Here is a 23,984-nt window from a genome sequence, read left to right as displayed (position 1 = left end):
CCATGCGTAGATCGTTGTCGCCCCGGGTCGAGTGCCTGGGGCTGATGCTGCTTGCCCTGTTGTTGATCGGCGCGGGGCTGGGGCTACGCCAGGCACAGAACGTGGATGAGGAGCGCTTCCTCGGCGTCGCCCTGGAGATGCTGCAGAACGGCTCGTGGTTGATCCCGCACCGTGCCGCCGAGATCTACGGCGACAAACCGCCGATTTTCATGTGGACGGTGGCGTTCTTCACCTGGCTGACCGGCAAGCCCAACATCGCGCTTTACCTGCCGGGACTGTTTTCGGCCGTGACGGTCACGGCGATGGTCTATGACCTGGGCCGTCGATTGTGGACTCAGCGTATCGGGCGCAACGCTGCGCTGTTGTACCTGGCGACCTATCAGACCTACAGCATCCTGCGCACCGGTCAGATCGACAGTTTTTTGATTCTGTTCACCTCGCTTGGCCTCTACGGTCTGGCGCGGCACCTGCTGCTCGGCCCGACGTGGCGCTGGTTTTACGCCGGCTGCGCGGCCATGGGTATCGGCGTGATCACCAAGGGCGTGGGATTTCTGCCGGCGCTGTTGCTGATTCCGTACGCCTATGCGGTGCGCAAAGGCTGGCCCGGTGTGGTGGCCATGCCTGGCGAGGCCCGCAAGTGGTTGCTGGGGTTGGCCGTGATGCTCGCGGCGATTGCGATCTGGCTGTTGCCCCTGGCCTTAGCCATCGCCTTCAATGGCAGCGCCGATGAAATTGCCTATGCGCGGGAGATCCTCCTGCACCAGACCGCAGGCCGCTATGCCGCTGCGTGGCATCACCGCGAACCGTTCTGGTACTTCTTTACCAACGTGATTCCGCAGTACTGGCTGCCGTTGGTGCTGGTGCTGCCATGGCTGGTGCCGGCCTGGCGCCGTCAGTTGCAAAAGCGTGACGGCCGGGTCCTCGTGTTGCTCGGTTGGGTGGTGCTGGTGGTGCTGTTCTTCTGCATCAGCACGGGCAAGCGCAAGCTGTACATCTATCCGGCGCTGCCTGGGCTGGTGCTGGTCGCCGCGCCGCTGATTCCATGGCTGCTCAAGCGCTGGTTCAAAAAGCACTCGCGTTTGCGTCGAGTGTTCCCGGCACTGGTGGCGACCTGGTTCGCGCTGTGGTTCGCCCGGGGTTTCATCGAACCGCTCAAGGACGGCACCAACATCGATCAGGTGCTGATGGCGCAGGCGGCGACCATGACCCAGGGCGCCGATCTGGTGCTGGTCAACTGGGAGGAGGGGCACTGGTTGTTCGCCCGCCAGCCGATCGTGCATTTCGGCATGGATAATTCGTCCATCGAAAAGGCCGCGCTGTATCTGCGCGAACACCCCAAGGCCTACGCCTTGGTGCCGGATGACGTTTTGAACCAGTGTTTCAAAGCCGAAGCGGCCCGTGAACTGGGTGAAAACTCCCGGGCGAACTGGTCGATCGTGGGCGTGGATGCCGACAACGGCAAATGCCAGCCGCCAGAAGCCGGCAAAGCCTATCGGTTCAGCTGGAACGACCCGCACATGGCAGTGGTGCCGGCGCAGGTAGCCAATCCCTGAGGGTAAAAAAAGGTCCTTCACTCAACCCCGGGAACCTGTAGGAGCCAGCTTGCTGGCGATGGACTCCAGTGCGCCGCGTTTATCCAGATTGCACGCGTTATCGTTAACGACCATCGCTGGCAAGCCAGCTCCCACAAAGGACCGTGCCCACGCTAAAACTGTAGGAGCCAGCCTGCTGGCGATGGACTCAAGCGCGCCGCATTCATCCGGTTCACCCGCGTTATCGTTGACGACCATCGCTGGCAAGCCGGCTCCTACAGGGGATCGCGTTCATCCGGTTCACCCGCGTTATCGTTGACGACCATCGCAGGCAAGCCAGCTCCCACAGGGGGCTTCATCGTTCGTCACCTGTCACTGGCTGGCGTCCAGCACCACGCGGTAGCGCGCCTTGCCACTGCGTAAATGATCAATGGCCTCGTTGATCCGGCTCATGGGAAACATCTCGACCTGAGGCAGGATCTGATGGCGGGCACAGAACTCCAGCATCATCGCGGTGTTGGCCGGTGAACCGACCGGTGAGGCGGACATGGTTTTTTGCTGGGGGATCAGGTTGAACACGTGCACCGGAATGGCGTCGGGCACGACGCCGACAAAGTGCAGGCGCCCCTTGCCGCGCAGGGTGGCGAGCATGGCGGTCCAGTCGAGGTTGGCGTTGGCGGTGACCAGGAGAAAATCCAGGGTGCCGGCAATGGCGTTGAGCGCATCGGAGTCGGTCGAGGCGACCACCTTGTGTGCGCCCAGGCGCCTGGCTTCGTCCTGCTTGCTCAGCGATGAGGTGAATGCCGTGACTTCGCAGCCCCAGGCGTTGAGAAAGCGCAGCGCCAGGTGACCAAGACCGCCGATGCCCACCACGCCGACCCGGTCAGTGGGCTTGATGCCGAATTCCACCAGCGGGTTGAACACGGTCGAGCCGGCACAGAACAACGGCCCGGCCATCGCCGGATCGAGCCCCACCGGGATCGGCAGGGCCCAGGCCCAGTGCGAGCGAATGCGGTCGGCAAAGCCGCCATTGCTGCCGATGATGGTCGGTTGCACCGTGCTGCACAAGTTGTGCGAGCCTTCGATACAGGACGTGCAATGCATGCAACTGCCCTTGTACCAGCCGATGCCCACCCGTTGCCCCAGTTCCAGGCCACGCACCTGATCGCCCATCCGCACGATACGACCGACCACCTCATGGCCGGGAATGAACGGGTAGTGGCTGATGCCCCAATCGTTGTCGATCAGCGACTGGTCGGAGTGGCAGACGCCGCAATATTCGACGGCGACTTCCACTTCATCGTTGCCCAACGGGCCGGGCTCGTAGCTGTAGCGCTCCAGTGGCGCGCCTGCTGCCGTGGCGGCCCAGCCGGTAAAGGTGGTGAGTTCGCTGCTGTCGCTCATGGGATACCTCCAGATCAGAAGTCAGGGGTCGTGGCCGCTCGGGTGCAGCGGCGGAGCGAGGAAAGTGTAGCGGGTTGCCGGCGGTCCATCGGGCGCGAGCCTGGATACTTGAAAATACAAAGGCGCCCGATCTGGACACAATGCCGATACATGAGCGCGGTTTCATGGGCCAGGTCCCACGCCCACAGAGAGATCCGCCATGTTCCGCAAACTGCAGCAGGTTGCCAGAATGTTCAGCCAGAGCGCCCGATTGATGGTCGGCGTTCCCGAGTACGACAACTACGTGGCACAAATGGCCCGCAACCGTCCGGGTGAGCCAGTGATGAGTTATGAGATGTTTTTCCGCGAACGTCAGGAAGCGCGTTTTGGCCGGGGGAAATGCAATACGCGGTGCTGCTGACCCGAGCGTTACCTCAGAAATCCAGATCGATCACGAAGGCATCATCGAAATCAGGATTTTCATTGATGCCGTTCTTGGCATAGCCCCGAGGGTTGCAGACCACCCGGGTGTTGCCCACCCGATAATCAAAACTGCCATGGGTGTGCCCATGCAGCCACAGTGCCGGCTGCCAGTCCTTGATCCGCGCTTCGAGGTCCGAGACAAAACTCGAGTTGATAGGCGAACCGGCAAAGGTCGGGCTGATGCTCGAGCGGGTCGGGGCGAAATGGGAAACCACCACCGTGGGCGTGCGGCAGTCGCGGGCGAAGCAGTCTTCCAGCCAGGCGACTGTCTGTAGAAACACCAGCTGGGAAATGGCCGGCGTGAACAGGTCGGGAAAATCGGGGGCGATCTTGATGTGGCTGAAGTCACGGATCAGCTGAGTCGCCAGGTCGATACCCAGCGCTCGATCCTCGGGGCTGTCGAGCAGGCGATAGTCAGACCACAAGGTGCAACCGAGAAAACGCACGCCGTCGTGGACGTACTCCGAACGTTCCAGCACGTGGATCTGCGTGCCTTGCGCCAGGCTGTTCAGTTGCTCGTAGGTGGAGACCAGGTCACTTCCATAGAACTCATGATTGCCCGCCACGTACAGCAGCGGAACCGGGCACGCCCTGGCCCACTCAATGGCCTTGGCGGGGCGCGCGATGTCCCCGGCTAGCACGACAATATCGGCCTCCACGGCGGGAAACGGGATCGCGTTGACGGACAGGTGCATGTCGGACAGCAAGGCGATGCGCATGGATCAACTCCGGCGTGTCTTGGAGGGCAGGTCAATCAAGTTACGCGTTGATAACCCATTGTCACAAGCCTGCTGGTCAGCAAAAAAATGGCGGGAACGGATGTACGCCAATGCCGTGCTCACCGCCGATCCATTGTGGGAGCGAGCCTGCTCGCGAAGAGGCCGGCACATCCAACAGAGATGTCGACTGACCCACCGCTTTCGCGAGCAAGCCCGCTCCCACAGTTTTGATCTTCAGTGAACGCCAATCCCACGGCTGGCCACAATCCCTGTGGGAGCGGGCTTGCCCGCGAAGAGGCCGGCACATCCAACAGAGATGTCGACGGACCCACCGCTTTCGCGAGCAAGCCCGCTCCCACAGTTTTGATCTTCAGTGAACGCGAATCCCACGGCTGGCCACAATCCCTGTGGGAGCGGGATTGCCCGCGAAGAGGCCGGCACATCCAACAGAGATGTCGACTGACCCACCGCTTTCGCGAGCAAGCCCGCTCCCACAGTTTTGATCTTCAGTGAACGCCAATCCCACGGCTGGTCACAATCCCTGTGGGAGCGGGCTTGCCCGCGAAGAGGCCGGCACATCCAACAGAGATGTCGACGGACCCACCGCTTTCGCGAGCAAGCCCGCTCCCACAGTTTTGATCTTCAGTGAACGCCAATCCCACGGCTGGCCACAATCCCTGTGGGAGCGGGCTTGCTCGCGAAGAGGCCGGCACATCCAATAGAGATATTGGCTGAACTACCGCCTTCGCGAGCAAGCCCGCTCCCACAGTTTTGATCTTCAGTAAACGCCAATCCCACGGCTGGCCACAATCCCTGTGGGAGCGGGCTTGCTCGCGAAGAGGCCGGCACATCCAATAGAGATATTGGCTGAACTACCGCTTTCGCGAGCAAGCCCGCTCCCACAGTTTTGATCTTCAGTGAACGCCAATCCCACGGCTGGCCACAATCCCTGTGGGAGCGGGCTTGCTCGCGAAGAGGCCGGCACATCCAACAGAGATGTCGACTGACCCACCGCTTTCGCGAGCAAGCCCGCTCCCACAGTTTTGATCTTCAGTGAACGCCAACCCCACGGCTGGCCACAACCCCTGTGGGAGCGAGCCTGCTCGCGAAGAGGCCGGCACATCCAACAGAGATATTGGCTGACCCACCGCTATCGCGGGCAAGCCCGCTCCCACAGTTTTGATCTTCAGTGAACGCCAATCCCGCGGCTGGCCACAATCCCTGTGGGAGCGGGCTTGCCCGCGAAGAGGCCGGCACATCCAACAGAGATGTCGACTGACCCACCGCTTTCGCGAGCAAGCCCGCTCCCACAATTTTGATCTTCAGTGAACGCCAACCCCACGGCTGGCCACAATCCCTGTGGGAGCGAGCCTGCTCGCGAAGAGGCCGGCACATCCAACAGAGATGTCGACTGACCCACCGCCTTCGCGAGCAAGCCCGCTCCCACAGTTTTGATCTTCAGTGAACGCCAACCCCACGGCTGGCCACAGTTGACCTGTTTACTTCAAATACCACCCCCACGGCTGGTCACTGACGTACTCGGTCACCTGCTTGACCTCGAGATAATTATGCAACCCCCATTGCCCCAGTTCCCGGCCGATGCCGCTGTGTTTCATCCCGCCCCAGGGTGCTTCGACGAAGGTCGGTTGCGAGCAGTTGACCCAGACGATCCCGGCGCGCAACTGGTTGGCGACCCGGGCGGTGCGCTGCAGGTCGGCGCTCATCACGGCGGCGGCCAGGCCGAAGCGGCTGGCGTTGGCCATTTGCACGGCTTGTTCTTCGGTCTTGAAACGCTTGATGCACAGCACCGGGCCGAACACTTCTTCGCGCCACAGAATGCTGCTGTGGGCGGGCTCATCGAAGATCGCCGGCTCGATGAAATACCCTTCAGCCAGATGCGTCGGTCGCCGTCCGCCGGTGAGCAAACGGGCGCCACTGGCCAGGCCCTGGTCGATGAAACCGAGCACCTTGTCGTACTGGCCCTGGCTCACCAGCGGACCCAGCAGAACCCCGGGCTGCATACCGGGGCCGATACTGATCCTGCGGGTTTCCTCCACCAGCCGTTCGATCAGGCGTGGGGCGATGGATTCCTGCACCAGCAGGCGCGATGTGGCGCTGCACACCTGGCCCTGGTTCCAGAAAATCCCGAACAGAATCCACTCCACGGCGGCTTCGACATCGGCGTCATCGAAGACGATGAAGGCCGACTTGCCACCCAGTTCCAGGCTGATGTTCTTGATGTCCCGCGCTGCCGCCGACATGATTTTCGCCCCGGTGGGCACGCTGCCGGTGAAGGCCAGTTTGTCCACGCCCGGATGCTCGGTGAGCGGGCTGCCGCCGTCGGCGCCCAGGCCGGTGACCAGGTTCAATACCCCCGCAGGCAGGCCGATACGATCGGCGGCGGCGGCCAGTTCCAGGGCGGTCAGCGGCGTCAGCTCGGACGGTTTCAACACCACCGTGGCCCCGGCGGCCAAGGCTGGCGCCACCTTCCACGCGGCCATCAGCAGCGGGTAGTTCCAGGGGATGATCTGCCCGGCCACACCAATCGGCTCGTGGCGGATGCGGCAGCGGAAACGCTCGTCCGGCAAGGCCAGCGGCTGATCCTGTTGCTGGTCCAGATCGCGGGCCAGACCGGCGTAGTAACGGAAGCAGGCAATGGCATCGCCGATGTCCCACTGCGCCTCGGGCAGCGGTTTGCCGTTGTCGCGCACTTCCAGTTCCGCCAGTGCCTGTTTGCCGGCCTCCAATTCATCGGCCAATGCCTCCAGCCACTGCGCACGTTCAGCGCCGCTGGTCTGACCCCAACCGTTGTCGAAGGCCCGGCGCGCCGCGCGTACGGCATGGTCGACATCTTCTTCAGTCCCCGCCGCCACCCGGTGGAAGACCTGTTCGGTGGCCGGATCGATCACGTCCAGATAGCCGCCCAGGTCCGGGCTGACCCATTCGCCGTTGATGTAGAGCTGATCACGCATGGTGCGACTCCTGGACGCCGGTGCGGCGGTTTTGCAGATGGCGGGAAGTGAACAGCAGGGCCAGCGACACGCAGATGATCACCGTGGAAATCGCGTTGATCTCCGGCGTCACGCCGCGGCGGATGGAGGAAAAGATGTAGATCGGCAACGTCGTTTCGGAACCGGCGACGAAGAAGGCAATGATGAAATCGTCGAAGCTGAAGGTGAAGGCCAGCAGGAACCCGGCCATGATCGCCGGGCTGATCTGCGGCAGGGTCACCCGCCAGAAGGTGTCCATCGGTGGCGCGTAGAGGTCCGCCGAGGCTTCCAGCAAGGCCTTGTCCAGCGAGTCGACACGGCTGCGCACGATCACCATCACCAGGGCCATGGTGAACAGCGAATGCGCGGCGATCACGGTGAAAAAACCCATGTTCAACTTCGGCAGAGTGGGCAGCCAGCTCGCCAGCAGCGGGTTGATCAGGTCGAACAGGCTGATGAAGGCGATCAGCGTCGAGATGCCGATGACGATGCCCGGCACGATGATCGCGCAGTAGGTCAGCGCATCGAACAGCATCCGCACCTTGGCCCCGCAGCGCTGCAAGCCGAACACCGCCAGGGTGCCGAACAGCGTGGCGATCACCGCGGAACTTGCGGCAATCAGTGCGCTGTTGCCCAGGGCTTCCATGATGAACGGGTTGCCGAACGCGGTGCCGAACCATTGCACCGAGCAGCACTGGAAGGCCAGGCCACTGCGCCCGGCGTTGAAACTGAACAGCACGATCAAGGCAATCGGCGCGTAGAGGAACAGGTACAGCGATGTCGAATAGCTGCGCAGCCACATGTCACAAGCCTCCATCGGCAGGGCGGCCGCCGTAGCGCGCCACCAGTTTCAGATACACGCCGATGATCAGCAGCATCATCGCCACCAGCGTCATGGCCAGCGCACTGCCGAACGGCCAGTTGCGCGATTGCAGGAACAGGTCGACCAGCGCATTGCCGACAAAGAACACCTTGCCGCCGCCGAGAATGGCCGGGATCAGGAACTCGCCCATCAGCAGGATGAACACCAGCATCACCCCGGTGATGATCCCCGGCGCCGACAGCGGCAGGGTGATCCGGCGAAAGCTTTCGAAAGCGCTGGCGCCCAGGTCGGCGGACGCTTCGAGCAGGCGCTTGTCGAGTTTTTCCAGGCTGACGTAGATCGGGAACACCATCAGCGGCAGGTAGCCGTAGACGATGCCGATCAGCACCGCCCACGGCGTGTTGATCAGCCGCACATCCTCAAGCCCCAGGCTGGCCAGCAGCGCCGGAATGCCTTTGCCGCTGAGGATGAAAATCCACGCGTAGGTGCGGATCAGAAAACTGGTCCAGAACGGCACGATCACCAGGGTCAGCAACAGCGAACGGTTCCTGCTGACCTTGACCGCGAGGAAGTACGCCAGCGGATAGGCCGCCACCAGACACACCAGAGTGCCCAGCGGCGCGAGCATCAGCGTATTGCTGAACGCTGCGCCGCGAGAACCGAGGTTCAGGTAGTTGGCCAGGGTGAAGCCACCGGCGTAACCGCCCACGGCGCTGCGCTCGCCGAAACTGAAAACCAGGATGATCACCAGCGGCATCAACAACAGCAGCAGGAACCACAGGGTCGAAGGCAAGAGCATCAGCAGGGTGATGCGCCGGCCGAGGCTGCGCCGTTGGCGAACCTCGACCGACAGGGCATGGCCCGGCTGCACCGTTTGCGGGTGGGCGGCGGCATTCATGGGTGGCTCCTCATTGGCCATGGTCAGGCGATCAGGCGGACTTGAAACGCGCCATCAGTTCGGCACGCGCCGGGCTGGTCAGCGTCGCGGCGGCACCGAACTCCAGCGGGCTCAAGGCCTCGGCGGCCGGGTACATGATCGGGTCGTCGAGCATCGCCACAGGCAGCAGCGCGTCGACGCGCTTGTCGCCGCTCGGGTAGCCGTGACTCAGCACTTCCAGCTTGTTGTGCTGCGGATCGAGCAGGTAGTTGATGAACGCGTAGGCGGCATCCTTGTGCTCCGAGCTTTTCGGAATCGCGAAGAAGTCGCTCCACAACTCGCCACCTTCCTTGCCCAGTTCGAACTGCATTTGCGCGTTGTCGCGGTGCAGTTGCGAAGCGTCGCCGGTCCAGGACATCGCCAGCCAGGCATCGCCGCTGCGCATCGACGGTTGAATGTCGGAGTTGATCGCGAACAGGTGCGGCTTGACCTCGATCAGCAGTTTTTCCGCGTCGGCCAGTTCTTTCGGGTCCAGGGAGTTGAAGCTGTAGCCGAAGCTTTTCAGGGCGTTGCCGATGGCGGTCAACTGGTAGTCGTGGACCATCGTCCGGCCGCTGGCCGGGCCTTGGGCGGCGACCCAGAATTCCTTCCAGCTGGTCGGGCCGTTTTTCAGCTTGCCGGTGTCGTAGAGCATGCCGGTGGTGCCCCAGTTTTTCGGCACCGCGTAGACCTTGCCGTCCACCGTGCCCTGGGCCATGAATTTCTGCTGGAACGCCGAGGCATCGAAGTTGGGAATGCGCGACAGGTCCAGCGGTTCGATCAGGCCCAGCCCGACGTAGGTGCTGATGGTGTAGTTGGTCGGCACCAGCACGTCCCAGCCACTGCCACCGGCTTGCAATTTGGCGAGCATTTCTTCGTTGGAACCGAACACGCTCATCGACACCCGGGCGCCGGTGGTCTTGCCGAAGGCGTCGAGGTTTTCCTGGCTGTGGTAGTTCGGCCAGGTCGCCAGCGACAGGCGATCACCGAGCTTGGCCTGCTCGGCAGCCTCGGCGCTGGAGGTCAGCAGGCCGGGCATGTTGGTCGCGACCACGGCGGCGGCAATGCCGAGGCCGGTGCGGCCAAGAAACTCGCGGCGGCTGATCGAGCCGTTCTGCCAGCTGCGCAGGGTTTTGATAAAGGTCTTCTGGTCCATAGCACGCTCCACATCCGGTTGATGAAACGAATCGATGATTTACAACGCCATGGCCAGGCCATTGGCGTGATCCCAGCCGACGCGAACCGCTGCGCCGTGTTCGAAGGCATTGGCGCCGTGATCCTGCTGGCGCGGCACCCGCACGCAGACCACGCCGAAGGCCTGGGTGCGTACGCGGTATTCGGTGGAGTTGCCCAGGTAAATGCGGTCTTCGACGCAGCCCGGCAGCTTCACTTCGCGGCTCATGTCGGCATTGGCGCCGGCGATGCTGATCAGCTCCGGGCGCACCGCAATGCAACCGGCGGCGTTGGCGCTCAGGGCTTTGCCGGTAGGCGTCAGCGGGCTGGTCAGTTCCAGCCCTTGCTCGGTACGCAGCACCACCGAATTGCCGTTGAGCTGGCGCACGGTGCCGTCGAACAGATTGGACTCGCCGATAAAGTCAGCGACGTAGCGGCTGGCCGGGGCTTCGTAGAGTTGCTCCGGGGTGGCGGTCTGGATGATCGAACCGTTGTGCATCACGCTGATGCTGTCGCTCATCGACAGGGCTTCTTCCTGGTCGTGGGTGACCAGCACGAAGGTGATGCCGACCTCGCGCTGCAAACGCAGCAGTTCCGATTGCATCTCCTTGCGCAGCTTGCGGTCCAGCGCGGCCAGCGGCTCGTCGAGCAGCAACACCGTCGGCTTGTTCACCAGTGCGCGGGCGAGGGCGACACGCTGTTGCTGGCCGCCGGAAAGCTCGCTCGGCTTGCGCTGGCCGAAGCCGCTCAGGCGGACCATTTCCAGCGCTTCATCGGCCATGCGCAGTTGCTGTTTCTTGTCCGGGCGCGGTGTGCGATAGCGCAGGCCGTAGGCAATGTTCTGCGCCACGGTCAGGTGCGGGAACAACGCGTAATGCTGGAACACCATGTTCACCGGCCGCTCGAACGCCGGCACCCCGGCCACGCTTTTACCGGCCAGACGGACCTCGCCGCTGGTGGGCTGCTCGAAGCCGGCGATCATGCGCAGGGTGGTGGTCTTGCCACAGCCCGAACCACCGAGAAAGGAATGAAACGAGCCACGCCGCACCGCAAAATCCAGACCGCTGACGGCCTGCACCTCGCCATAGCGTTTGACCACATTGCAGAATTCGATATCGCTTGGCGGGGTGTTGTTCACGAGGCGGGCTCCCTGGCAGTGATGAATCAGTGCGTCGGGGGCCAAACTAGCAATGGGGGTTTTGCGGTGTATATATCCCTTGGGGGATAGGAGCAGCGGCAAGCTGCAAGCTACAAGTTTTTCAGTAGACGTATGACGTAACGATCATTGATAAACCCCGAGTTCAATCCGGGTCAGATAATTTTCAACCTTCTGGTATCCAGGCGAGTTGCTGATCAGTTCCAGCGGGATGTTGCCTTCCAGATACTTGCAAGGTCTCTTTAGCCAGTCCTTAGCCAATTGCTGATTGCCAAACACGTTAATGGCGTGTTTCAAGGTCTGCGCATATCGGACTGAATTTTTCTGCTGGTTTAGACGCACCGATTTGGTCTCCTTCGCCATCGCATGTACTTGCCTGGGGCTGCAAAGTTAACCTTCGAACTTCCGATGACCAACCTTAAAAATGGCGTCGGATATTTCCTGCATTTCCCTGATGTTTTCAACGCCTGTAGGGCGTGAAAACCCATTGTTGGAGCGTGGTGTTTAAGCGCTGTCAGCGTTACTTCCCGCAAGCTACAACGGCTTGCGTCATTGCCTACAGGTACGCCAGAATCCGCCGGCTTGTGCGCTTCGGGCCTGGGTTTTATCGTTTGCCGGTCGCTGGAAAACAACAGTGATCGGGTTTGGTAGCCCAGGTATGCGAGGTGCAATGCTTCATCATTTGCAGTGTTTTTCTACTCTGCTCTATGGTGGCCATGCACAGGGCGCCTTCGGGCGCGCCGGTCTCCTTGCATCCCGGTCTACCAACCTGCGTATGGCCACCACCCTACGTTTGGTAGCGTGAGAGTGATGGCTCCTTTTTACGATGCGAGGAGTTTCACTATGTTCAAAGTCACACCCAACCCGCCGGACACTGATCCGGCATTCCCGTACGAAAGCATCGATTCAAGCAAGCTCCACGAAGCCGCCGAGCGCGAGCTCAACCCAGGCCCCCACATCATGGCCACCCCTCACAAACCCAGCACCATGTTCATCGTCAATCCCGAACTCAATACCGAAACCTTGCTGGTGCACGCCTGCGAGTCGCTGGCATCGGCCAATGTCATGGCCAACGATCTGGTGGATCATCTGGAGGGCACGAGCCGCAATGCGCTGCTTGGCATCGCGCAAGTGATCATGCTGGGCGAACTGGCGGTGAACCGCGCACTGGATCAACTCGATCCGCCTGCATAACCGCGACCTGTAGGAGCTGCCGAAGGCTGCGATCTTTTCTGATCTACTTGGGATTGCCAGGAATCAAGATCAAAAGATCGCAGCCTTCGGCAGCTCCTACAGGGGAAGGTGGTGGTTGGTTGATCGAGCCTGCAACGGGTCCTCCGTCAGCTCTCGAATGAACAACCCCAGCAACTCCGACCGGCTGCCAATGCCCAGTTTGGCGTAGAGGTTCTTGCGGTGCCGATGTTGAGTTGTTCGGCCACCGAGGCGCTGGAGTGGCCGCGCACTGGATCAACTCGATCCGCCTGCATAACCGCGACCTGTAGGAGCTGCCGAAGGCTGCGATCTTTTCTGATCTACTTGGGATTGCCAGGAATCAAGATCAAAAGATCGCAGCCTTCGGCAGCTCCTACAGGGGAAGGTGGTGGTTGGTTGATCGAGCCTGCAACGGATCCTCCGTCAGCTCCCGAATGAACAACCCCAACAACTCCGACTGGCTGCCAATGCCCAGTTTGGCGTAGAGGTTCTTGCGGTGCCGATGTTGAGTTGTTCGGCCACCGACGCGCTGAAGTGACCGCGCACTGGATCAACTCGATCCACCTGCATAACCACGACCTGTAGGAGCTGCCGAAGGCTGCGATCTTTTTTTGAGGGAATCAAGATCAAAAGATCGCAGCCTTCGGCAGCTCCTACAGGGGATGGTGGTTGGCTGGTCAGGCTTGCAGCCTGAGGCCGGGCGCCTGCAATGGATCCTCCGTCAACTCCCGAATGAACAAGCCCAGCAACTCCGACTGGCTGCCAATCCCCAGCTTGGCGTAGATGTTCTTGCGGTGAATTTTCACCGTGCCGGGGCTGATGTTCAGTTGTTCGGCCACCGAGGCGCTGGAGTGGCCGCGCAGCAACAGCTGGACGATCTCCTGCTCGCGCCCGGTGAGGATGTGCGCGCCGAAGTGGTCGAAGGCTTCGCGGATCTTGAAGTCCAGGTCTTGCGCCGGTCGCGGTTGTTGGGCCTGGCGCAAGCGCCAGGCTTCATTGATGACTTGCTCGACCACCGCTTGCGCGCACTCGACGAGCTGCATTTCGTCCCGGCTGAAGGCGCAACTGGCACTGGAGCGCATCAGCGATAACACCGCCATGGCACCACCACCGAGGTCGACGAAAAACGCCACTTCCTCGGCCAGCCCCGTTTGCTGGTAATAGGTCAGGAAGTATTCGCCAAGGTAGAAATGGTCGGGGGCGAACTGGCGCAAACGCCACAGCCCCGGCGCCTGCCCGCGTGTACAGGCCAGGTAGAAGGGATCGAGCAGGTAAGGCCCGCACTGGTAGTCGTCGACATACACCGCGCGCTTGTCCGCCGAAAACGTATCGAACAACGCCAGTGGCCGGTGATTGCCTTCGTAGACAAACAACACGAAATGATCGACCGGGCAGATTTGTCGAAGCCAGTGGCTCAACCCCGACAGCCGCGCATGCCCGGCAGGCAGGTCGAGCAGGTGGGCGACTCCGGTGGTCCAGAGTTTCAGTTCCTTGGGGCGCATGGCGGCTACAGGCAGAAGAGGATGGCCTTTGGATGCACAAAGTACGCCATGGCGGGTGGCCCCCTGTGGAGCGGGGCGGCGCACGGTAAGGCGTTTAAAAGACGCACCGCATTGGGGCCTGGTGTTACCGAGTGCTACAGGGCTGGTAGCAGAAATGATCAGGCGGTCGAGTGGTGCTGGACGATCTGGATGAGGTTACCGCAGGTGTCGTCCAGTACCGCGAGGGTGACCGGTCCCATCACCGTCGGCGGGCGGGTGAACTGAACGCCGGCGGCGCTGAGCCGGGCGTACTCGGCCTGCACGTCCTCGACACCGAAAAACGTGCAGGGAATGCCGTCCTGCTTGATCGCGCTCTGGAAGGTTTTTGCCGCGCCGTGGGCATTGGGTTCCAGCAGCAGCTCGACGCCATCGGGATCGCCCGGGGACGTCAGCGTCAGCCAGCGGTGTTCGCCGATGGGAATGTCGTGCTTGAGTTCAAAGCCGAGTACATCCCGGTAGAACGCCAGGGCCTTGGCCTGATCATCGACGAGTACGCTGGTGACTACGATTTTCATGGGGGTTTCCTCCTGATGGCTATTCACGCTCCCGACGGGCGTTGTCCAGTAGACGGCAACAGTATGGTCAGAATTCCCAGCAGCGGCAGGTACGAACACAGCGTGTACACGTACTCGATGCCATGGATATCCGCCAGATGCCCCAGCAGCGCGGCACCGATCCCGCCGAAACCGAACATCAGGCCGAAGAACACCCCGGCGATCATGCCGACGTTGCCGGGCACCAGTTCCTGGGCGAAGACCACGATGGCCGAGAATGCCGAGGCGAGGATGAAGCCGATGATCATGCTCAGCACGCCCGTCCAGAACAGGTCGACGTAGGGCAGGGCGAGGGTGAACGGCGCTGCGCCGAGGATCGAGAACCAGATCACCCGCTTGCGGCCGATCCGGTCGCCGATCGGGCCGCCAAAGAACGTACCCGCCGCGACGGCACCGAGGAACAGGAACAGGTACAGCTGCGAACTGGCCACCGACAGGTCGAATTTCTCGATCAGGTAGAAGGTGAAGTAACTGGTGAAGCTGGCCATGTAGAAGTATTTGGAAAACACCAACAGCGCCAACACCACCAGGGCGAAGGTCACCCGCCGTTTCGACAGTCCGTGGGTGGCCTTGCTGCCTTGCTTGAGCTTGAACAGGTTCAGGTGATTGCGATACCAGCGGCTCAGGCCGTATTGCACGAGGATGGCGAACACCGCGAACAGGCCGAACCAGGCGACGTTGCCCTGGCCATAGGGAATGATGATCGCGGCGGCCAGCAAGGGGCCGAAAGCGCTGCCGGCGTTGCCACCGACCTGAAAGGTCGACTGCGCCAGGCCGTAGCGACCGCCCGAGGCCAGGCGCGCCACCCGCGAGGTTTCCGGGTGAAAGGTCGACGAGCCAACCCCCACCAGTGCCGAGGCCACGAGAATCGCCGGGAAGCTGCCGACCATCGACAGCATCAGGATACCGATCAGGGTGCAGACCATGCCGGCCGGCAGTAGCCACGGTTTGGGATGACGGTCGGTGTAGAAGCCTATCCAGGGTTGCAGCAGTGAGGCGGTGAGCTGGAAGGTCAGGGTGATCAGGCCGACCTGGGTGAAGCTCAGGCCATAAGTGGCCTTGAGCATCGGGTAGATCGACGGCAGCACGGCCTGGATCAGGTCGTTGATCAGGTGCGCCAACGCACAGGCGCCGATGACGCGCATGACCAGCGGGCTGGCCTGGCTGGCGACCGAGACGGTGGGTGAGGGCGAGCTGAGGGTGGTGGTCGACATGGGCGGTTTTCCGGATAAAAACGCGAGCCGCGAACGCAAGGCGCAGCCAATTTCAGGGTTCGGCGTTATCCTATGGCCCACAAAGTCGCCCGTCTCGCGCAACTCGGGCACCGACCATCGCAAAAAGGGCGTCATGATCAAGCCATTGCAGACATTTCTTGCGGAGATCGACCAGGGCGGCTGGAGCGTTCGCAGCAGTGCGACCGACTACCCGGAAAACTGGTTTATCGCGCCGCATTCTCATGAGAAACATCAACTGATCTATGCCATCGAAGGCGTGATGGTGGTGCACGCCGCCACCAGCCAATGGACAGTGCCGCCGAGCCGTGGCATCTGGATGCCGAGTGGGGAAGTGCACTCGATTCGCTGCGTGGGGCCGATCAAGATGCGCAGCGTGTTTGTGCATCCCGGCGCCAGCCCGGACCTGCCCGGCGAAACCCGCGCGGTGAGTGTGTCCGCGTTGCTCAGTGAGCTGATCAAGGTCTCGGTGGATTTTGATTTCAATGGCGATCCGGATTCGCGGGAAGCCCGGGTGCTGCGGTTGATCCTGGATGAACTGACGATACTGCCGACCTTGCCATTGAACCTGCCGCAGCCCACCGATCAACGGATCAGCCAGATCTGTAGCGCATTGCAGCAGGACCCGGGTGATGACTCGACCTTGTCGGACTGGAGTGCGCGGTTGAGTCTCGACGCCAAAACCATCCAGCGCAGGTTCCGCAAGGAAACCGGCATGACCTTCGGCCAATGGCGCCAGCAAGCGCGCCTGCTGTTGGCGCTGGAACGCATCGCCGTCGGGGAGAAGATCATCGACATCGCCGGGGCGCTGGGATACGACAGCCCGAGCGCGTTCACCACCATGTTCAAGAAGCAGTTCGGCAAGACGCCGAGTGATTTTTTCAGGTGAGGCGGCCGCCCGTGGGACGGCCGCTTGACGCTTGAATCCGTTCAGGATCCTTGCGGTGTTTCACCCCGCGCCAGTCGGGCATTGATGTCTTCGATGACCGCCGGCAGATCGACGATGGTGTCGATCAGGTAGTGCGGGCGGGAGCCTTCGAACATCTTGACGATGCGGGCCCGCTCACTGTCCAGCCTGTCGGAAGGCAGGGCCTTGTATTGCTCGTAGGTCAAGCCCAGGGCATTGCCGGAGCAGGTCAGCGCGACCGTCCACATCCCGCCGGCACGACCTTCGAGAATGCCGGGCCAGGTGTCGTCGACCTTGACGCAGGCGGCGACGTCGCTGATCCCCAGGGCAATCACGTTGGCCAGGGCCTGAGCCGGGTAGGGGCGGCCGTTCGGCACTTCGTCGGTGGCCACCACATGGTCCGCCACGTAGCCATTGTGCCGCGCCAGTTCGACCACCTTTTCCATGACCACGGCCGGGTAACCGGAGCAGGAACCGATTTTCAGGCCCTTGTCGCGCAAGGCATCGATGGTGTTCAGCGCGCCGGGTATCAGGGCCGAGTGCAGGGCAATTTTCTCGATTTGCAGCGGCATGAAGCGCTCGTAGAGTGCGGTGACATCGTCATCGGTCGGCAGGCGGTCAAACACGGCACGGTAGCGCTCGGCGATCTGCGGCTGATTGCACAGGGTGCGGATGTGATCCCACTTGCCCATGCCCATCGGGCCCCGCGCTTCTTCCAGCGAAACGGCGACGCCGAACTCGGCAAAGGCTTCGACGAAAATCTGCGTGGGGGCGAAGGAGCCGAAATCGACAACGGTGCCGGCCCAGTCCAGGACCACGGCTTGCAGTTGGGTCGGTTGTTGGTAATTCATGGTGTTTCTCCATTTTTTGTTGTGGGCAGGCCGTCCCTCCTGTCACCAGGAAGTAGGCCTGTGGATTGCTCAAGGGTGAGAGGAAATCAGGTGGCCGGCGTTGGGCTCGAGTCGAACAGCTCGGCGATCATCGGCCGGTTTCGGCGAATGCCCAGGCAGCACAGGTGGTAGTCGATGGAAAACGGGTGATTGACGAAGGTGATCGGTTTGGTGCCGGGCGTTTCGGCGTACTCGACGGCCGAGACGAAACCGATACCGATGCCCTTTGCGATGGCATGGACGATGGCCTCGCGGCTGTTCAGCTGCATGACGCAATTGAGGGCGACGCCCAGGCGCTTGCAGCTTTCCTCTACCAATTGGCGAGTGCGGGAGCTTTTTTCCCGCAGCACCCATTTCTCTTCGCTGATCTGCTCGACGTGTACTTCTTTCTGCCGGGCCCAGGGATGGTCCTCGCGCACCACCGCAATGATCGGGTAGCGCCGGTAAAGCTGCGTGTCAAAACGCTGGTCGAATTCGGACAGGGCCAGGATCGCCACATCGATATCGAAGTTGAACAGGCGATCCAGGGTCTCTTTTTCCGGAGAAAACGAGGTTTCCAGCTCGATGTCCGGGTGCCGCTGCATCAGTTCGTAGGTCAGGTTCATCGCAATGGGCGGGGACACCGCGCCCAGGCGCAGCATGCCGGTCTTGCGTTGCTTGAAACTCTGCAGCAGTTGCACGGCTTCATCCTCCTGGCCGAACAGGCCCTGGGTGATCGCATAGAGTTGGTGCCCGGCGGCACTCATTTCGATAAAGCGGCCGCGGCGATGGAACAGCTCCACGGAAAACTTCTTCTCCAGGGCATTGACCTGCTCACTGACCGTGGGCTGGCCGACGCTCAAATACTCGGCGGCGAGGGTGAAGCTGCCGGTCTTGGCCACCGCATGAAATGAACGTAGCCACTTGTGGTACTGGTACATAGACGATCCTGTTCCTGAGCCGCTGCCACTGATTCAATCTGTCCAGCCAGGCAATCAACGCCTGATGAACAGCGCTACCGACGCGCTGCAGAGACAGGCAGCGGTGACCACGATGAAGATCAGCGAGGTGTTGCCGGTACTGTCGAGCATACTGCCGATCAGCGGTTCCGCCAGGCCGGCGAACAGATAGGACGAGAAGTTCATCACCCCGGTCGCCGTGCCGGCGCGCTTGGCGCCTACCAGGTCCGGGCACAGCGCCCAGAAGCTGGAAGCGGGGCCGTACACGAAGAAACCGCAGAGGAACAAGGCCACAAGGCCGGTCGCGCTGTGGGGGGCAAGGGTCCACATCCACAAGCTGGTGGCTGCACCGAGGAACATGTAGAGCATGATCGCCAGGTAGCGCTTGGAGCCGAACAGCTTGTCCGAGATCCAGCCGTTGCTCAGCGCGCCGATGGCCATGCCGACCGGAAGGGCCACGGTGATCCATTTCGGATCGATCATGCTGTCGCCGCTTTTCCAGTTGGCGCCCAGGAAGTGCACCGGCACCCAGACGATCAAACCGTAGCGGGCTGCGTTCTGGAAACCCAGGGACACGGCGGCGATGATCAGGCGAAAGTTCTTCAGTACCGCTTTGTAGCGTTGCGCCGATGTTTCGGTTTCACCGTGCGCCACCTCATGGTTCTTGTCCTCGGCATTGGCCACACCGGTGTCGGCCAGCGGTTCGAATCCCAGGTCTTGCGGACGCTCGCGGGCCACCAGGTAGAAGATGATGCCGCCGGCCAGCATGAGCAACACGGGCAGGCGGAAGATCCAGCGCCATTCCAGATGCATCACTTCCAGTACGACGATCGAGGTCACGTAGGAAAGAACGGAAGCGCAACCGGCCGCGAACACGTAGAAGCCGTAGACCTTGCCGCGTTCACCCGCGCTCCACCAGTTGGAGATCAGCCGGCTGCCAGGTGCCCAGCCCAATGCCTGGAAGTAGCCATTGATGCCCCAGGGCAGGATCAGCCCGGCGAAGCCGCTGGCGAAACTGGTCACCCAGTTGGCGCCACAGGACAGCACGGCGCCCAGGGTCATGATGCGTCGGCCACCGAATTTGTCGGCGAGGTTGCCGTTGATGGCCTGGCCAATGGCGTAGGCCCAGAGCATGGCGGCCGATGCCCAGCCAAGATGCTCTTTGGTAAAGCCGAACTCGGCCTGGATACCGGGGATGGCGAAACCGAACGTTTGTCGCCCGGTATAGAAAAACAGATAACAAAACATGGCTGCCAGCAGCATGCGCCACTGGGCGACGCGAAACGATGCGCTGTGTACGGCGAGACCTGGCATGGTTTGGGCACGATTCATGATCTTTTCCTTATTCTTGTTCGTTCCCTGCGAGTTGCGTCGCAGGGTGCACTCTTTCTCAGGTGCGGCAGGAAATCGTCGCGGCTCGTTACGCCGCTGGCAGTGTAGTGTCTTGGGGGCTGTCGAGCCCTAGGCCGCTCGTGAGCCGATGAAGTTCTTGCCGCGTGCACCCTGCAGGGCGAAGTCGATCATGGCTTGTGCTTCTTCGGCCGTTACGCCGTAGTCGGCGAACTCGGTTTTCACATCCAGGCTGTGCAGGAAGGCGCGCAAGCGGGCCTGGGCTTTATCCAGGTCTGGCCCGAAAACCCGTTGCAGGGTCTTGTCGCGCGTTGCGTCGTGGCCCCAGGCGAGGCCCAGTACCAGTGGCAAGGTGAAGGAGCAGGCGATGCCATGGGGCAAGCCGTAGTGCAGGGTCATCTCATAGGAAATGGAGTGGGCCAGTGCGGTCTTGGTGTTGGAGAACGCCATGCCGGCCTTGAGTGCGGCGAGGGCCATCCGTGAACGCAGTTCCTGGTTGGACAGGTCACGCCGCAGCAAGGGCAGGCATTCGAGGATGTCTTCGATGGCAGAGATGGCGAAGGTGTCGGAAAGCGGGTTGGCGTTGATGTTCCAGATCGATTCCAGTGCGTGGGACAGTGCATCCAGGCCTGTGGACACGGTGACGCTGGCCGGCACCGTGAGCATCAATTGCGGATCGATGATCGCGACCTTTGGCCAGGTACAGTCCAGGTGCAGGGAATACTTCTTGTGGTTGGCCGCGTCCCAGATCGTCGCCCAGGGCGTGACTTCACTGCCGGTGCCCGCCGTGGTCGGGGCTGCGATCAGCTGTTTGCTGCGTACCGGAACGAAGGGTTTGCCGCTTGCCAGCAAGGCCAGCAGCTCATCGAAGCGGCCTGACTCGGTGCCGACAATCAGCGCCTTGGCGGTGTCGATGGCACTGCCGCCTCCAACGGCAATCACCGCATGGCAATCGCCGGCTTCCTGCCAGAAGCGTTCATAGGTCGCGCGCAGTTGCGCGACATCGGGATTGGGCTGGACATCTTCGATCACGTAGACCAGACGTTCGCCCAGCAACGCCTGGAGACGATCCACCAGCCCCAGGTCACGGGCTTCGGGAAAGGTCACGACGGCAACGTTCTGGTGTTCGGTGATGGCGGCCAGCTCTTGCAGGCTGCCCCAGCCGAAACGGGTATCCACTGGGTTGTGAAATCGGGCGGTCATGGCGGGTCCTTGGTTTTTGTTGTTGGAAGTGACGCCATGCTCGCGGTCCACGGACTGCTGCACAAATCGATAATTCGCAGGTTTGAATCGGCTGGACCGATAACGACCTCACAATGCAAAACACCGGCACTGGGCCGGTGTTCTGTTCAGCTAATAGTTTGAACACCGCACCTCCTGTGGGAGCGAGCTTGCTCGCGATTGCAGTCGTACATTCAACATCTATGTATCAGGCACAACGCTATCGCGAGCAAGCTCGCTCCCACAGGGTTTGTGTGTTGAGAACTTCAGACAAACAGCCGCAACAGTATCGTCGCCAGAATCACCGTCGAAGCCCCGCCAATGCGCGTGGAAATCTGCGCGAACGGCATCAGCGACATGCGGTTGGACGCCGAGAGGATCGCCACGTCTCCGGTGCCGCCCAGGCCGCTGTGACAGCAGGTCACGATGGCCGATTCGATGGGGTACATCTTCATCAGGTTGCCAATGAAAAAGCCGGCCACGGTCATCGACACCACCACCGAGACGCACACCAGCACATAGCCGACCGAGAACACTTTCACCACGCTGTCCAGCGGCACGTAGAGCATGCCCAGGCCGATCATGACCGGCCAGATGAAGGCCGACGACACCAGCTTGTAAAAGGTGTTGGCGCCTTTCTCGAGTTTCTCCGGCAGCACCCGAAGGTACTTAAACAGCACCGCCACGAGGATCATCATCACCGGACCGGGAATGCCCACGACTTTTTCCAGCAGGCCGCCGAGGACGAAGAACGCGCAGATCACCAGCACCCCGGCACCCATGACGCGGAAGTCGACAAGGGAGCCGGTGTCTTCCTTGACCTTGAATTTATCGTTCTCGTCCTTGGCGCGGATCAGGGAACCTTCGCCATTGATGTTCGGGCGCTTGAGGGCCAGGCGCGCGAGAAAACCGGCACAGATGATCGCCGCGATGTTGCCGACCACGGCGGCGGGCGCCAGTTGCGCCACGTAGATATCCGGGGTGCCGCCGAGGATCGACGAGTAGGCCAGCGACAGGGGCAGGATCCCTTCGCCGATCCCGCCGCCAATGATCGGCACGATGATGAAAAAGAACGTGTGGTGAAAGCTGTAGCCCACCAGTTTGCCGACCAGCAGTCCGCTGGCAACGGCGGCCAGGGTGCCGACGAGCAGGGGAATGAACATCCGCAGCATGCCCTGGACCAGGATGAAACGACTCATCCCCAGAATGCTGCCGACCACCAGGCTGGCGATCACGAAGTACAGGAAGTTGGCTTCCTTCATGAGCATTTTGGTGGCGTCGATCGTCGCCGGCCCGAAGAAGCCGTAGAACACCAGGATCGACGGCAGCATCAGGCACAGGATGGCGCCGCCGCCGATTTCCTTGAGGATCGGCAGGCGCGAGCCCAGTTGGCCGAAGAACACGCCCATGGTCATGATCACGGCGAGCCCGCCGATCATGTTCTTGGGCAGGAAGCCCAGATGGGCAGAGAGATAAACGATGACCGCGATGCCGAGAAAGATCGGCAGCGGGATGACGCCGATTTCGTAGGCGCAGAGGCTGCGCAGGCGTTGCACGAAACCGCCGTCGGGGGCGTTAAGGGTTTGCTCGTAGGGCTTGTTCATGTCGCGCTTTCCTCATGTTGTTTTTATCGAGGATTCAGAAACCACGGTTGGCCGGGGATGGATTGCCACTCGGTAGATCGATGCTATCCTTCGCGAATAACACGATAAACAGCAAAAGTATGAGGCGTATGAACACGAATCGTGATCAATTTCCCTTGCCTGAAGACCTCAAGGTGTTCCTCACCGTCGTGCGCAAAAACGGCTTCGCCAGCGCCGCCGAGGAGCTGGGGTATTCGCCGGCCTACATCAGCAAACGCATATCCGTGCTGGAAACCACGCTCTCGACCCGCCTGCTGCACCGCACGACAAGACGCATCGCACTGACCGACGACGGTGAGCGGGTGCGGGTGTGGGCGGAGAAGTTGCTGGGTGATTTCGATGATTTTGTCGGCGAAATATCCGAGGCGCGGCAGCAGCCCATGGGCTCGTTGCACATCTGCAGCAGCTTCGGTTTTGGCCGCAACCATGTGGCGCCGGCCATCTGCGAGCTGTCGCAGACCTATCCGAAACTCGAGCTGCGCCTGGACGTGTTCGATCGCGTGGTCGATATCGTCGGCGAGGGCTTCGACCTGGAGATTCGCGTGGGGGATGACCTGCCGGGCCAGCACCTGGGGCGCAAACTGGTGAGCAACCGGCGGGTGCTGTGTGCGACGCCCGAGTACCTGGAACGGCGCGGTGTGCCGCAGTCGCTGGCTGACCTCAAGGACCACGATTGCCTGGTGCTCAAGGAGCGCAACAACGCGTTCGGCGTATGGAGCCTGACGAAGGACGGGCAGGAAGAATCGGTGCGTGTCAGCGGGCCGTTATCCTCGAACAACGGCGAGATCGTCCTGCAGTGGGCCTTGAGTGGCGGCGGGATCCTGTTGCGCTCGATGTGGGATGTGAAGCCGATGCTGGAGCAGGGGCGACTGGTGCAGGTACTGCACGATTACACCCAGAGCGCCAACGTGTGGGCGGTATACCCGACACGGCTGAGCCAGTCGGCCAAGCTGCGGGTTTGTGTCGAGTTTCTCGAGGAGTATTTTCGTCATCTGTCTCTGTAGGAGCGAGCTTGCTCCGGGCGGCGATCCGACGATGGATTCAAGAGCGCCGCGTTTAGCCAGTAAACACGCGTTATCGTTAACGACCATCGCGAGCAAGCTCGCTCCTACAGGAATCTGTTCGGCCCGTTACAACGTGGTGCCAATGGCATGCAGCCCCACCGGCGTGATTATCCTCTGTAGGTGCGCATCCCGCGTCCGCTGACCCGCAACCGTGTCGCGACCACCATGAAGGCGATGGCCACACTGGGATGTGAAAATGCCAAACGGCGCCCCAGGGCGCCGTTTTTTTACACCTGCCATACACCCCTTGTAGGAGC

Annotated in this window: 21 protein-coding genes; 5 read left to right on the top strand and 16 right to left on the bottom strand. The window is 61.5% G+C overall.

Annotated elements, in window-relative coordinates; translation table 11 throughout:
• Positions 1–2 precede the first annotated feature (2 nt).
• Positions 3–1,553, top strand: coding sequence for an ArnT family glycosyltransferase (locus ACEN83_RS18035; RefSeq protein ID WP_495577939.1), 1,551 nt, complete (start codon positions 3–5; stop codon positions 1,551–1,553).
• A gap of 351 nt (positions 1,554–1,904) precedes the next feature.
• Here ACEN83_RS18035 and ahr read toward each other — a convergent pair whose 3' ends face one another.
• Entirely contained in the window at positions 1,905–2,936 is a 1,032-nt protein-coding gene (gene ahr / locus ACEN83_RS18030; protein ID WP_495577938.1) for an NADPH-dependent aldehyde reductase Ahr, read from the bottom strand.
• 199 nt (positions 2,937–3,135) lie between these two features.
• On the opposite strand from ahr, the gene ACEN83_RS18025 reads away from it, so the two are divergent.
• Positions 3,136–3,336 carry a YbdD/YjiX family protein gene (locus tag ACEN83_RS18025; protein ID WP_007981151.1) on the top strand — a complete coding sequence of 67 codons (201 nt, stop codon included), beginning with the start codon at positions 3,136–3,138 and terminating at the stop codon, positions 3,334–3,336.
• Positions 3,337–3,349: 13 nt separating this feature from the next.
• Here ACEN83_RS18025 and ACEN83_RS18020 read toward each other — a convergent pair whose 3' ends face one another.
• From ACEN83_RS18020 to ACEN83_RS17990, 7 genes are all read right to left on the bottom strand, one after another.
• The gene (locus tag ACEN83_RS18020; protein ID WP_495577937.1) at positions 3,350–4,117 is read right to left on the bottom strand and encodes a metallophosphoesterase; all 768 of its coding nucleotides are present in this window, start codon (positions 4,115–4,117) and stop codon (positions 3,350–3,352) included.
• Between the two features lie 1,499 nt (positions 4,118–5,616).
• Positions 5,617–7,089 carry an aldehyde dehydrogenase family protein gene (locus ACEN83_RS18015; RefSeq protein ID WP_495577936.1) on the bottom strand — a complete coding sequence of 491 codons (1,473 nt, stop codon included), beginning with the start codon at positions 7,087–7,089 and terminating at the stop codon, positions 5,617–5,619.
• Complete coding sequence (locus tag ACEN83_RS18010) at positions 7,082–7,909, bottom strand: ABC transporter permease (protein ID WP_495577935.1); 828 nt, start codon at positions 7,907–7,909, stop codon at positions 7,082–7,084. Before ACEN83_RS18010 ends, ACEN83_RS18015 begins: the two co-directional genes overlap by 8 nt.
• A 1-nt stretch (position 7,910) precedes the next feature.
• Positions 7,911–8,828 (bottom strand): ABC transporter permease, encoded by a 918-nt coding sequence (locus ACEN83_RS18005; RefSeq protein WP_046037379.1) that lies wholly within the window; start codon positions 8,826–8,828, stop codon positions 7,911–7,913.
• 31 nt (positions 8,829–8,859) lie between these two features.
• Complete coding sequence (locus ACEN83_RS18000) at positions 8,860–10,002, bottom strand: ABC transporter substrate-binding protein (RefSeq protein WP_102702570.1); 1,143 nt, start codon at positions 10,000–10,002, stop codon at positions 8,860–8,862.
• Positions 10,003–10,041: 39 nt separating this feature from the next.
• Positions 10,042–11,157 carry an ABC transporter ATP-binding protein gene (locus ACEN83_RS17995; protein WP_495577934.1) on the bottom strand — a complete coding sequence of 372 codons (1,116 nt, stop codon included), beginning with the start codon at positions 11,155–11,157 and terminating at the stop codon, positions 10,042–10,044.
• Positions 11,158–11,301: 144 nt separating this feature from the next.
• Entirely contained in the window at positions 11,302–11,538 is a 237-nt protein-coding gene (locus ACEN83_RS17990) for an antitoxin Xre/MbcA/ParS toxin-binding domain-containing protein (protein WP_495577933.1), read from the bottom strand.
• Positions 11,539–12,018: 480 nt separating this feature from the next.
• On the opposite strand from ACEN83_RS17990, the gene ACEN83_RS17985 reads away from it, so the two are divergent.
• Positions 12,019–12,369, top strand: coding sequence for a DUF6124 family protein (locus tag ACEN83_RS17985; protein ID WP_495577932.1), 351 nt, complete (start codon positions 12,019–12,021; stop codon positions 12,367–12,369).
• A 695-nt stretch (positions 12,370–13,064) separates the two neighbouring features.
• Here the strand turns inward: ACEN83_RS17985 and ACEN83_RS17980 are convergent.
• The 3 genes from ACEN83_RS17980 to ACEN83_RS17970 form a co-directional block, all read right to left on the bottom strand.
• Complete coding sequence (locus ACEN83_RS17980) at positions 13,065–13,889, bottom strand: response regulator transcription factor (protein WP_429389787.1); 825 nt, start codon at positions 13,887–13,889, stop codon at positions 13,065–13,067.
• Positions 13,890–14,047: 158 nt separating this feature from the next.
• Complete coding sequence (locus tag ACEN83_RS17975) at positions 14,048–14,443, bottom strand: VOC family protein (protein WP_495577931.1); 396 nt, start codon at positions 14,441–14,443, stop codon at positions 14,048–14,050.
• A gap of 23 nt (positions 14,444–14,466) precedes the next feature.
• Positions 14,467–15,696, bottom strand: a complete 1,230-nt coding sequence (locus tag ACEN83_RS17970) for an MFS transporter (RefSeq protein WP_218504351.1) — start codon at positions 15,694–15,696, stop codon at positions 14,467–14,469.
• A gap of 133 nt (positions 15,697–15,829) precedes the next feature.
• On the opposite strand from ACEN83_RS17970, the gene ACEN83_RS17965 reads away from it, so the two are divergent.
• Positions 15,830–16,603: an AraC family transcriptional regulator gene (locus ACEN83_RS17965; RefSeq protein ID WP_495577930.1), complete on the top strand. Its 774-nt coding sequence runs from the start codon at positions 15,830–15,832 to the stop codon at positions 16,601–16,603.
• A 41-nt stretch (positions 16,604–16,644) separates the two neighbouring features.
• Here the strand turns inward: ACEN83_RS17965 and phnX are convergent, their stop codons facing one another.
• From phnX to ACEN83_RS17940, 5 genes are all read right to left on the bottom strand, one after another.
• On the bottom strand, positions 16,645–17,472 hold the full coding sequence (phnX, locus tag ACEN83_RS17960) for a phosphonoacetaldehyde hydrolase (RefSeq protein ID WP_495577929.1): 828 nt from the start codon (positions 17,470–17,472) through the stop codon (positions 16,645–16,647).
• An 86-nt stretch (positions 17,473–17,558) separates the two neighbouring features.
• Positions 17,559–18,431 (bottom strand): LysR substrate-binding domain-containing protein, encoded by an 873-nt coding sequence (locus ACEN83_RS17955; protein WP_007980564.1) that lies wholly within the window; start codon positions 18,429–18,431, stop codon positions 17,559–17,561.
• Between the two features lie 54 nt (positions 18,432–18,485).
• Positions 18,486–19,781, bottom strand: coding sequence for an MFS transporter (locus ACEN83_RS17950; protein WP_495577928.1), 1,296 nt, complete (start codon positions 19,779–19,781; stop codon positions 18,486–18,488).
• A gap of 129 nt (positions 19,782–19,910) precedes the next feature.
• Entirely contained in the window at positions 19,911–21,002 is a 1,092-nt protein-coding gene (gene psrA, locus ACEN83_RS17945) for an iron-containing alcohol dehydrogenase PsrA (protein ID WP_493727539.1), read from the bottom strand.
• Between the two features lie 284 nt (positions 21,003–21,286).
• Positions 21,287–22,624, bottom strand: a complete 1,338-nt coding sequence (locus ACEN83_RS17940) for a 2-hydroxycarboxylate transporter family protein (protein WP_218474515.1) — start codon at positions 22,622–22,624, stop codon at positions 21,287–21,289.
• Between the two features lie 128 nt (positions 22,625–22,752).
• On the opposite strand from ACEN83_RS17940, the gene ACEN83_RS17935 reads away from it, so the two are divergent.
• The gene (locus ACEN83_RS17935; protein WP_476200787.1) at positions 22,753–23,667 is read left to right on the top strand and encodes a LysR substrate-binding domain-containing protein; all 915 of its coding nucleotides are present in this window, start codon (positions 22,753–22,755) and stop codon (positions 23,665–23,667) included.
• The last annotated feature ends 317 nt before the right edge of the window (positions 23,668–23,984 follow it).

Source organism: Pseudomonas sp. Pseusp49 (assembly GCF_059491875.1).
Note: the sequence above shows the minus strand (reverse complement) of the source record. Positions and strands in the feature narration are given on the sequence as shown.

Coding starts and splice junctions, on each gene's coding strand:
- ACEN83_RS18015 (WP_495577936.1), bottom strand. CDS start 7,089: ATGCGTGATCAGCTCTACATCAACGGCGAATGGGTCAGCCCGGACCTG.
- ACEN83_RS17990 (WP_495577933.1), bottom strand. CDS start 11,538: ATGGCGAAGGAGACCAAATCGGTGCGTCTAAACCAGCAGAAAAATTCA.
- psrA (WP_493727539.1), bottom strand. CDS start 21,002: ATGACCGCCCGATTTCACAACCCAGTGGATACCCGTTTCGGCTGGGGC.
- ACEN83_RS17970 (WP_218504351.1), bottom strand. CDS start 15,696: ATGTCGACCACCACCCTCAGCTCGCCCTCACCCACCGTCTCGGTCGCC.
- ACEN83_RS18025 (WP_007981151.1), top strand. CDS start 3,136: ATGTTCCGCAAACTGCAGCAGGTTGCCAGAATGTTCAGCCAGAGCGCC.
- ACEN83_RS17965 (WP_495577930.1), top strand. CDS start 15,830: ATGATCAAGCCATTGCAGACATTTCTTGCGGAGATCGACCAGGGCGGC.
- ACEN83_RS17975 (WP_495577931.1), bottom strand. CDS start 14,443: ATGAAAATCGTAGTCACCAGCGTACTCGTCGATGATCAGGCCAAGGCC.
- ahr (WP_495577938.1), bottom strand. CDS start 2,936: ATGAGCGACAGCAGCGAACTCACCACCTTTACCGGCTGGGCCGCCACG.
- ACEN83_RS17940 (WP_218474515.1), bottom strand. CDS start 22,624: ATGAACAAGCCCTACGAGCAAACCCTTAACGCCCCCGACGGCGGTTTC.
- ACEN83_RS17935 (WP_476200787.1), top strand. CDS start 22,753: ATGAACACGAATCGTGATCAATTTCCCTTGCCTGAAGACCTCAAGGTG.
- ACEN83_RS18035 (WP_495577939.1), top strand. CDS start 3: ATGCGTAGATCGTTGTCGCCCCGGGTCGAGTGCCTGGGGCTGATGCTG.
- ACEN83_RS17985 (WP_495577932.1), top strand. CDS start 12,019: ATGTTCAAAGTCACACCCAACCCGCCGGACACTGATCCGGCATTCCCG.
- ACEN83_RS18000 (WP_102702570.1), bottom strand. CDS start 10,002: ATGGACCAGAAGACCTTTATCAAAACCCTGCGCAGCTGGCAGAACGGC.
- ACEN83_RS17955 (WP_007980564.1), bottom strand. CDS start 18,431: ATGTACCAGTACCACAAGTGGCTACGTTCATTTCATGCGGTGGCCAAG.
- ACEN83_RS18010 (WP_495577935.1), bottom strand. CDS start 7,909: ATGTGGCTGCGCAGCTATTCGACATCGCTGTACCTGTTCCTCTACGCG.
- phnX (WP_495577929.1), bottom strand. CDS start 17,472: ATGAATTACCAACAACCGACCCAACTGCAAGCCGTGGTCCTGGACTGG.
- ACEN83_RS18005 (WP_046037379.1), bottom strand. CDS start 8,828: ATGAATGCCGCCGCCCACCCGCAAACGGTGCAGCCGGGCCATGCCCTG.
- ACEN83_RS18020 (WP_495577937.1), bottom strand. CDS start 4,117: ATGCGCATCGCCTTGCTGTCCGACATGCACCTGTCCGTCAACGCGATC.
- ACEN83_RS17980 (WP_429389787.1), bottom strand. CDS start 13,889: ATGCGCCCCAAGGAACTGAAACTCTGGACCACCGGAGTCGCCCACCTG.
- ACEN83_RS17950 (WP_495577928.1), bottom strand. CDS start 19,781: ATGAATCGTGCCCAAACCATGCCAGGTCTCGCCGTACACAGCGCATCG.